We start from the raw sequence: 8,064 nt of genomic DNA on the forward strand, positions 1-8,064 counted from the left end.
GTGGGAGCAAAGTTGGTACAGCGCCTCAGCAATCCAGCACTGAGTGAAAGAGAACTGGCAGTCCTCCGCTCACTAGCACAGGGAATGAGCAATGCCGATATTGCGGCTGCTTTAAGTATCGGTGAAGGCACGGTCAAATCTCATGTCAACCGGATTTTGAATAAGTTAGATGTGAGCGATCGTACCCAAGCGGTGATTGTTGCCGTTAAACGCGGCATTGTTAGTTTATAGGGTGTACGTTCGATCACATTTGGCTTCTAACTTAAGTTAGAGTCAGCTTTCTACTTTGCGATGGCATGCTTGCTCTATCAATTTGTACTGTAAAAATTTTAACTTGCTGTAGACGACGGCTTGAAAACGATCGCCTACATTGAATATATGCAAACAAAGATGCAGCCAATGGATTGAGCAAGTTAATTGGAGCCGAAATGGCAACCTTGTATCGTTGTTTTGAGAACGTGAGTGATGCAGCGAACTTTGCCAATTGCAGCGCCTATTTCCTAGCCTCACCAACCTTGAACCTATTTGCAGAATCACAACTGGGCAAATTTCGCCAGAAGTGCATCCAATCCAGCAAAGCATGCTCCTCTAGAGCGGTGAAGCTGATTGAGTTTTCAACCCTAACACATTGGAGCTAAATCTATGACCTCTACCCCCACAGCCACAGCCACAGACCCAACGCTACGCCAAGGCGATTCTGGTGCTGCTGTCACTGAGCTACAACAATTGTTGAATGCCAAAGGAATCAACATTGCAGTCGATGGCATCGTTGGCAGTGCGACTCGCGCCGCGGTAGTTCAGTTTCAACAGCAAAGTGGACTTGCAGTCGATGGCATCGTTGGCACTCAAACTTGGCAAGCTCTTCGTCGAGGTGCGCCCATTCAACTAACTGATGCAGCCAATTACTACGAGCCATCGAACTACCCTTATCAAAAAAAGGCATTTGAATGGTTGCAATCGCAATTCTCTAGTTCAGTGCTAGGGGAATTTGCTCGTCGCTGGCGAAACCTAGGCTAACGCAGCCATCACCGATCTCAAAGTTATTCAGCCCACGTTCAAATTTCTGACGCTGGGAATGTCCTGAATCATCAGGTTTTTCCCAACTTTTATGGCAAGGTTCCAGGCTTGATGCCGATGTAGAAAAATGAACGACGATCATAGCCACAGTTCCTTACTTGTACCCCCTTCAACCCAAGATTGGATGCAGGGTGTGCTGAGTGCTAAGGTCGTGCTGGTGATGTATGGAGACTATCAAGACCCCAGAAGTGCAGACGTTTACAAGTTGATTAAAGGGATTAAGCGAGAGCTTAGTGCTGCTTTGGGAGAAGCTTATTTATGCTTCATCTTCCGTCATTTTCCACAAACACAGATTCATTCTCATGCTCAACGGGCAGCCGAAGCAGCCGAAGCAGCTGCTGCCCAAGGACAGTTTTGGTCAATGCACGACACTTTGTTTGCCCATCAACAGAAGTTAGAAAATGGTTATCTTGTCGAGTACGCCAACGATTTAGGGCTTGATATGCCTCAATTTCTCAAAGAGTTGTCTCAACAAGTGCATATTGATCGCATCAATGAAGATATTGAAGGCGGAATACAGAGTGGAGTAACGACTGCTCCAGGTCTATTTATCAATAACATTCGGTATACCGGACGCTGGAAAATGACAGAGTTGATAGCAACCATTGTTGCTGCAAGTCACTAAGCTCTATTCATATTTGACTTGTTTGTTAGTGCTAGTAAGCTATCGAATTTGATAGCTAGCTTTTGCCTGTTTTGTTGAACAACTTATCAATTTTTGAACCATGCTAACAACTACAACGTCAACCGCTGAATTCAAGCACAAAGGCTTAACCTGCACCCAATTGCAACAAGTACTTGACTATATTCAGACTCACCTCGATCGAGGCTTGTCACTGACTGAACTTGCAGAAGTGATCAACCTTAGCCCCACTTACTTTGCCAGTGCATTCAAACAGGTGATCGACATTTCACCCCATCAGTATGTGATTCAACAACGGGTGGAACAAGCGAAATTGATGCTGTCGAAAACAGATTTAGCAATTTCCGACATCGCTCTACAAGTCGGCTTCTCCAGTCAAAGCCATTTAAACCAACAATTCAAGCGCATGACTGGAATGACCCCAAAACAGATTCGCTAACTTCCAAGTACTACGTACACGACTACATACACGCACAAGTAAAGGAGACAAAGATGAGGAGCAACGTAATCAAAGGACATCAGGGAATCGGAACGGGCGTGAAAGACGCGACTTACGTGGAGGCTGCTAGGTGGGGTAAATATCGGGGGTGGCGGTATGTTCTAGGACTGGTGGTCATCCTCGTTGCGCAGCTGATTGTCGGGACGTTCGCCAGCGCACTTGTCGCGATCGCGATCTCTGGACAGGAGGGACTTGCGGCGTACACACAGCAGGATTTCTCCGCGATCGGTTCCGTGGGGGGCTTCCTGGTGAGCATGGCAGGTTTCCCATTTTTCCTTGCGGGAATCCTCATTGCCGTGTCCCTCATCCACCGCCGCTACCCCCGGACGCTTATTACGGCGCGGGAGCGAATACGCTGGAGCCGCATCGGCCATGGGTTCGTGGCGTGGTTCGTCCCGCTGGGTCTGGTAGAGGGGTTGGGACAGTACCTCTTCTATCCTGACAGCTTCTCGTTCACCGCGAATCTCGCGACGTTCGCGCTCTTTGTGCCGTTGGCGCTGATTCTCACCGCGCTCCAGACCACCACCGAGGAGTTATTCTTTCGCGGATACATCGTGCAGGGCGCAAGCACGATCTGGGCCAACCGCATCTTTCTGGCGCTTGTATCGACGGTTGCCTTCACCGTGCCGCACCTCTTAAACCCGGAGGCGATCGCGGGTGGCTGGCTCACGATCTTTTTATACTACTTCGTTGGTGGGGGGCTGGTGTTGGCGGTCGTCTCGCTGGTGGACGGAACGACCGAACTCGCCATCGGCGCACACTTCGCCAATAACATCTTCGGCTTTCTCGTGGTTAACGCCGTCGGAACCGTCGTGACCACGCCAGCTCTGTTCACAGTCAGCCAGTACTACGCGACCTTCCACGCACTATCGATGCTGGTGATAGTCCCCATATTCCTGGCGATCGCCTACAAGGTGTTCAAACGCGATAAGGCATCCGAACTCGTTTCCCAGAACAATCAGATTGGTCGCCGGTGATCTTGTCAGTCCGTTGCTGAGGGTCAATTTAATTACAACAGGAGAAACAAAATGATACTGCAAGATAAAGTGGCTTTAGTTACTGGTGGCACATCGGGTATTGGCAGAGCAACGGCGACACTTATGCCCAACAACAAGCAAAGGTGGTGGTGGGTCGTCGCATGGATGCAGGTGAAGAAACAGTTCGATTGATTCAGGAAGCTGGTGGAGAGGCGATTTTTGTGCAAGCAGATGTCACGAAAGAAGCCGATGCTGAAGCAATGGTTGATAAAGCGGTTGGCGTTTTTGGTCGGTTAGATATTGCCTTTAATAATGCCGGAATGGGCGGCGAAAATCCCTCCTTGATTGAGCAAACAGAAGCGGAATATGACCGCACGATGAACGTCAATGTCAAAGGTGTTTGATTGTCGATGAAATATGAAATTGCTCAGATGTTGAAACAGGGAAGTGGTGCGATCGTCAATATGGCATCTGTGGTTGGAGTCGTTGCACTGCCTAACATACTCCTCTACACCGCGAGTAAACATGCGGTAGTCGGTTTAACAAAAGCGGCTGCGCTTCAATATGCCAAAGCAGGGATTCGTATCAATGTCGTTGCACCAGGGGCAATCCAAACAGATATGTTTGAAGCAGTTACAGATGAAGCCAAAGCTTATTTGACAGGACTTCACCCGATCGGACGAATTGGAACACCGCTTGAAGCGGCAAATGCAGTCCTGTTTTTATCATCTGACCGGGCATCGTTCGTAACAGGTGAAACGTTGATGGTCGATGGTGGGTTTGTAGCGCAGTAGACGAGCGGCAGTGCGAAATGTTTGATACAGCACTTCAAGCGACTCACTAAAGCAACACTGAAATCGGTTCGCTAACTCCATAAGAAACTCCATAGGAATCTGCAAGAAGTTGAGTGTTGGCACTGACTACACTCAAGTGAACGAAGACAAAGAAAACTTAGGAGTTGATGATTATGTCCAAAGTTGGAGAACAGAAAAAGATGATGAACCAAAACAAAGATCTTTACGAATGCGTCATTGTCGGTGGCGGTTCCGCTGGACTCAGTGCGGCACTGCTTTTAGGCAGAAGTCGCCGTCGAGTGTTAGTCTGCGACAAAGGGAATCCGCGTAACGCTCCCGCACACGAGTCGCACAGCTTTTTCACCCGCGATGGCATCAGTCCGCATGAACTTTTGAGCATCGGGCGCAACCAACTCAAACCTTATAAAAGCGTTGAATTTCAAGCGATCGGGGTCAAGGAAATCAACCCATCCGGCAATCAATTTGAAGTTGTGTTTGAGGATGGCACGATCAAAAAAACGCGCAAAATTTTGCTGGCTTTCGGGGTAATGGATGAATTTCCAGCGCTCGAAAACTTTGGTGATTTCTGGGGCAAAAGCGTGTTTCATTGTCCCTATTGCCATGCCTGGGAAGTGCGCGACGAGCCGCTTGCCATTGTTGGAAATGGCGAAGCGGGCATCGAAATGGCGGCATTGCTGAAAAATTGGAGTGCTGATTTAGTCCTCTGCACCAATGGCAAAGCCGATCTAACCGCTGATCAAAGGGCACTGTTGGAAAACCACAAAATCCTTGTCCGCGAAGAGAAAATCATCCGACTCGAAGGCGCTAACGGACAATTAGAAAACATTGTTTTTGAGACAGATGAGAAAATTGCGCGTCGCGGCATACTGATCCGACCAAAGCAAACACTCCGTTCAAACCTAGCTGAAAAGTTAGGCTGTGAGTTAAATGAATTCAATTTAATCAAGACGACCACTGTTTTCAACGAAACTAGCGTCAAAGGCGTTTATGCGGCAGGTGACATCACTTCACCCATGCAAGTGATCGTCGCTGCTGTTTTTCAGGGTAGCGTTGCTGCTAGCGGCTTAAATCACTCTCTGATTATGGAAGATTTCGTCTGAATCAAGGTGATTCAATCTTCATCAGAACAAGCATCGTGGCTGGTCTAGTGGCATAGACCAAGAGAGTAGGGAAAGTCATGCGTGTTAATTACATATCCAGTCTACAGAGCGATCTAATGATGCAATCTTTGTGGCTTTTTGGTTCTTACCTTACCATCCTTGCTGATTGCACCACGACCGGAGGACAGAACGATCTAATTGAAGGTTACTCTCCACCTGGTTCCCAGACTCCTCTCCATCTCCACATGCGCTGTTCGGAACAACTCTATGTGCTGGAAGGAGAATTCACGGTCTTTCATGACTCAACTCGTTGGGAGAACTGTTCGCTCAGGATTGCAGGCAAAACCTTCTCTCCAACAGGGTTAGGCTTTTTAACTAAGGAGAAATCATGAAATCCAATCAAAGCATCGTCATAGAGCGACTGCAACAAGCACAGAATGCGCATGACCTGGAAGTGCTTTTAGCCTGCTTTGCACCTAACTTTCAGGGCAATCATCCACTTTATCCTGAGAGAGGTTTCAAGGGAATTGAGGATGTCCCTAAGAATTGGTCTGTCATCTTCCACAACATCCCAGACTTTCACTCACAGTTGTTCCGTTTGGCAGTTGAGGGTGACACGACCGGGGCTGAGTGGTACTGGTTTGGCACCCATCGTGATGGCTCGCAATTTGGTATGCGCGGGGTGCCTATTCTTGGCATCCAAGCGGATCAGATTGAGTGGGCACGCTTGTATATGGAACCTGTGTAAGCTTCGTGACTTACCAAATTGCTTTTAGGAGATGTAATCCCGATCTCTCAACCAGACCAATCCTTGCATCATTCCTGATACAAGCTTACGTTTATCAGCTTCGAGTAATTTGATGCATCGGGTTTCGTGTTTGAGTTGTCATTTCTGGCGAACCGCATGCCATCAACTGGACTCACGCCGATCAGGTCAATCCCCTGTTGCTGGACTTTCTTCAGCAGGAATAATCAGCGATCTGCTGCATTTCTGGCTGGCGAAAAAACGCTGTGATTCATCCCGTTGAGTCAGGCTCAAATGATACACATATTTGTCTAGTTCTGAAGAGGTAATCTATGACTGTCCCCACTCAAACGTCTCGAACCGTTGCCGGAGTAATCAACAGCGTTGAAACACTCGAAGGGGCCGGCTTTCTTGTACGTCGGCCCTTTCCCAAAAGCAGCTTCTCTGAATTTGACCCGTTTCTCCTCCTCGACGAGTTGGGTCCGATTAATCTAAAGCCGGGTCAGGCAAAAGGTGCACCCGATCATCCGCACCGGGGCTTTGAAACCGTCAGCTATGTCTTGGCTGGACGGCTAGAACACAAAGATTCGGCGGGGCACGCCGGGCTACTCAATCCGGGTGATGTCCAGTGGATGACAGCCGGTGCCGGGGTCGTGCATTCCGAGCTGCCGGAGTCAATGTTTACCCAAACTGGTGGACGGCTCCACGGCATTCAACTATGGGTCAATCTGCCACAACGAGACAAAATGATGCCACCCCGCTATCAGGAAATTCCAGCGGCTCACATTCCGGTCGCTCAAACCGAAGATAGGTCTGTGACAGTGCGGGTGATTGCGGGAGAAGCGTTAGGGGCAAAAGCCGTAATTCAGACGCGCACACCGATAATTTACCTCCACTTCACACTGCAACCAGGGGCAACGATAATCCAGCCTGTACCCAAAGAGTACAACGCCTTTGTCTATGTACTGGAGGGGGCTGGATTGTTTGGGACAGAGCCAGCGCCTGGTGATGATGGGCAGATGGTGCTCTTTGCTCAAGATGGAGAAGATGTAGTGCTCTCCAACCCTGCTGCTGCTCAGCGCACTCTAGAGCTTCTGCTGATTGCAGGTGTACCCCTTAACGAACCAGTCGTGCGTTACGGTCCGTTTGTCATGAACACTGAAGCTGAAATCACTCAGGCGATCAACGACTACCAAGAAGGAAGGATGGGACAGATTTATGCTTAACACATTTCAATATCGGACTAGTCAACATCAACGCTTGAGTGAGTTACGAATCAAACTACTGCATCTGCACAAGCTTTTACTAGAGACTGAGCGTTCTACCTATGAGCAAGTTCGAGGGCACGTTTCTAGCGGTGAATTGCTACAACTGGTGATTAGTCATGAGCAGTTTGCCTGGTTGCATCGACTCTCAGCCTTGACTATCCAAATTGATGAGTTGCTTCATGCCGATGAAGCTGTTACATCAGAGGCAATTGAAGCGATCGACAGTGACATTCGGACACTGCTCAGCCCCGACGAATTGGGCGATGAGTTTGCCATGAAGTATCATACGGCGCTTCAACGCCACCCCGATGTCGTGTTGGCTCATGCAGATGTCATGATGTTGCTGACCGCTGACAGTCTTTAACCTCCAAAATTCACAGATTCTGAACTTGCTTCGCTTGTGTAATTGCAAACCTCCTTGCTTTTCTCCAAAGCACCGATGAGGCAGCAGCCAACTGAGGACATTGGGCTCGAGTAGCCCTGGAGCGTTCCCCAACCGTGTAAGGCTAACAAATTGCAAATTGCTGAAGCGGATGGACTAGCGACCTTGATACAAAGTTTGAGGCGATCTGCTGCCACTTAGAGAGACTGAACGGATAGTGGCTAACCGGACACTATTTTTACAAACGGCAGTTATACAACGCGGTAAGCAAACAAGGAGCATATCCAAAAATGGTTAAAGGTCGGTTAGAAGCATTCAGTGATGGGGTAATTGCTATTATTATCACCATTATGGTACTGGAGTTAAAAATACCTCATGAGTCAGATTTGGCTGCACTACGTCCGTTACTTCCAATCTTTCTAAGCTATGTGTTGAGTTTCGTGCATGTTGGTATTTACTGGAACAATCACCATCACCTGTTTCAGGCAGTCCGACAAGTGAATGGTTCAACTTTGTGGGCAAACCTACATTTGTTGTTCTGGTTATCATTATTTCCCT

At 48.4% G+C, this 8,064-nt stretch carries 11 protein-coding genes and 2 pseudogenes; all 13 read left to right on the forward strand.

The genetic code is table 11. The features are described 5' to 3' along the window. Nucleotides 1-231: response regulator transcription factor (locus tag H6F76_RS07355; protein ID WP_190507123.1), on the forward strand; the 231-nt coding region annotated here is incomplete at its 5' end. Nucleotides 232-642: 411 nt separating this feature from the next. Continuing rightward, nucleotides 643-1,017 (forward strand): peptidoglycan-binding domain-containing protein, encoded by a 375-nt coding sequence (locus H6F76_RS07360; RefSeq protein WP_190507125.1) that lies wholly within the window; start codon nt 643-645, stop codon nt 1,015-1,017. A 127-nt stretch (nt 1,018-1,144) separates the two neighbouring features. Beyond that, nucleotides 1,145-1,702, forward strand: a complete 558-nt coding sequence (locus H6F76_RS07365; protein ID WP_190507127.1) for a DsbA family protein — start codon at nt 1,145-1,147, stop codon at nt 1,700-1,702. 100 nt (nt 1,703-1,802) lie between these two features. Next, nucleotides 1,803-2,159, forward strand: coding sequence for an AraC family transcriptional regulator (locus H6F76_RS07370; protein ID WP_190507129.1), 357 nt, complete (start codon nt 1,803-1,805; stop codon nt 2,157-2,159). Between the two features lie 53 nt (nt 2,160-2,212). Further along, entirely contained in the window at nt 2,213-3,196 is a 984-nt protein-coding gene (locus tag H6F76_RS07375) for a CPBP family intramembrane glutamic endopeptidase (RefSeq protein WP_190507131.1), read from the forward strand. A 51-nt stretch (nt 3,197-3,247) separates the two neighbouring features. Then, a pseudogene (locus tag H6F76_RS07380) lies at nt 3,248-3,990 on the forward strand (SDR family oxidoreductase). A gap of 173 nt (nt 3,991-4,163) precedes the next feature. Next, a complete protein-coding gene (locus H6F76_RS07385; RefSeq protein WP_190507133.1) occupies nt 4,164-5,111 on the forward strand; it encodes an NAD(P)/FAD-dependent oxidoreductase in 948 nt (315 codons plus the stop codon). Between the two features lie 116 nt (nt 5,112-5,227). Then, on the forward strand, nt 5,228-5,503 hold the full coding sequence (locus tag H6F76_RS07390; RefSeq protein WP_190507134.1) for a hypothetical protein: 276 nt from the start codon (nt 5,228-5,230) through the stop codon (nt 5,501-5,503). After that, a complete protein-coding gene (locus tag H6F76_RS07395) occupies nt 5,500-5,859 on the forward strand; it encodes a nuclear transport factor 2 family protein (RefSeq protein ID WP_190507136.1) in 360 nt (119 codons plus the stop codon). The genes H6F76_RS07390 and H6F76_RS07395 overlap by 4 nt, the downstream gene beginning before the upstream one ends. Nucleotides 5,860-5,996: 137 nt before the next feature. After that, nucleotides 5,997-6,083, forward strand: a pseudogene (locus tag H6F76_RS31395) (alpha/beta hydrolase); the annotation flags it as partial. 105 nt (nt 6,084-6,188) lie between these two features. Beyond that, entirely contained in the window at nt 6,189-7,082 is an 894-nt protein-coding gene (locus H6F76_RS07405) for a pirin family protein (protein ID WP_190507138.1), read from the forward strand. Further along, nucleotides 7,075-7,488 (forward strand): hypothetical protein, encoded by a 414-nt coding sequence (locus H6F76_RS07410; protein ID WP_190507141.1) that lies wholly within the window; start codon nt 7,075-7,077, stop codon nt 7,486-7,488. Before H6F76_RS07405 ends, H6F76_RS07410 begins: the two co-directional genes overlap by 8 nt. 308 nt (nt 7,489-7,796) lie before the next feature. Beyond that, nucleotides 7,797-8,064: TMEM175 family protein (locus H6F76_RS07415; RefSeq protein WP_190507143.1), on the forward strand; the 268-nt coding region annotated here is incomplete at its 3' end.

It is taken from the genome of Leptolyngbya sp. FACHB-321 (genome assembly GCF_014695975.1).
Taxonomy (GTDB): Bacteria; Cyanobacteriota; Cyanobacteriia; order Leptolyngbyales; family Leptolyngbyaceae; genus Stenomitos.

Excerpts from the sequence above, each read along its gene's own strand:
- H6F76_RS07360 (WP_190507125.1), top strand. The coding sequence starts at position 643 with ATGACCTCTACCCCCACAGCCACAGCCACAGACCCAACGCTACGCCAA.
- H6F76_RS07365 (WP_190507127.1), top strand. The coding sequence starts at position 1,145 with ATGAACGACGATCATAGCCACAGTTCCTTACTTGTACCCCCTTCAACC.
- H6F76_RS07370 (WP_190507129.1), top strand. The coding sequence starts at position 1,803 with ATGCTAACAACTACAACGTCAACCGCTGAATTCAAGCACAAAGGCTTA.
- H6F76_RS07375 (WP_190507131.1), top strand. The coding sequence starts at position 2,213 with ATGAGGAGCAACGTAATCAAAGGACATCAGGGAATCGGAACGGGCGTG.
- H6F76_RS07385 (WP_190507133.1), top strand. The coding sequence starts at position 4,164 with ATGTCCAAAGTTGGAGAACAGAAAAAGATGATGAACCAAAACAAAGAT.
- H6F76_RS07390 (WP_190507134.1), top strand. The coding sequence starts at position 5,228 with ATGATGCAATCTTTGTGGCTTTTTGGTTCTTACCTTACCATCCTTGCT.
- H6F76_RS07395 (WP_190507136.1), top strand. The coding sequence starts at position 5,500 with ATGAAATCCAATCAAAGCATCGTCATAGAGCGACTGCAACAAGCACAG.
- H6F76_RS07405 (WP_190507138.1), top strand. The coding sequence starts at position 6,189 with ATGACTGTCCCCACTCAAACGTCTCGAACCGTTGCCGGAGTAATCAAC.
- H6F76_RS07410 (WP_190507141.1), top strand. The coding sequence starts at position 7,075 with ATGCTTAACACATTTCAATATCGGACTAGTCAACATCAACGCTTGAGT.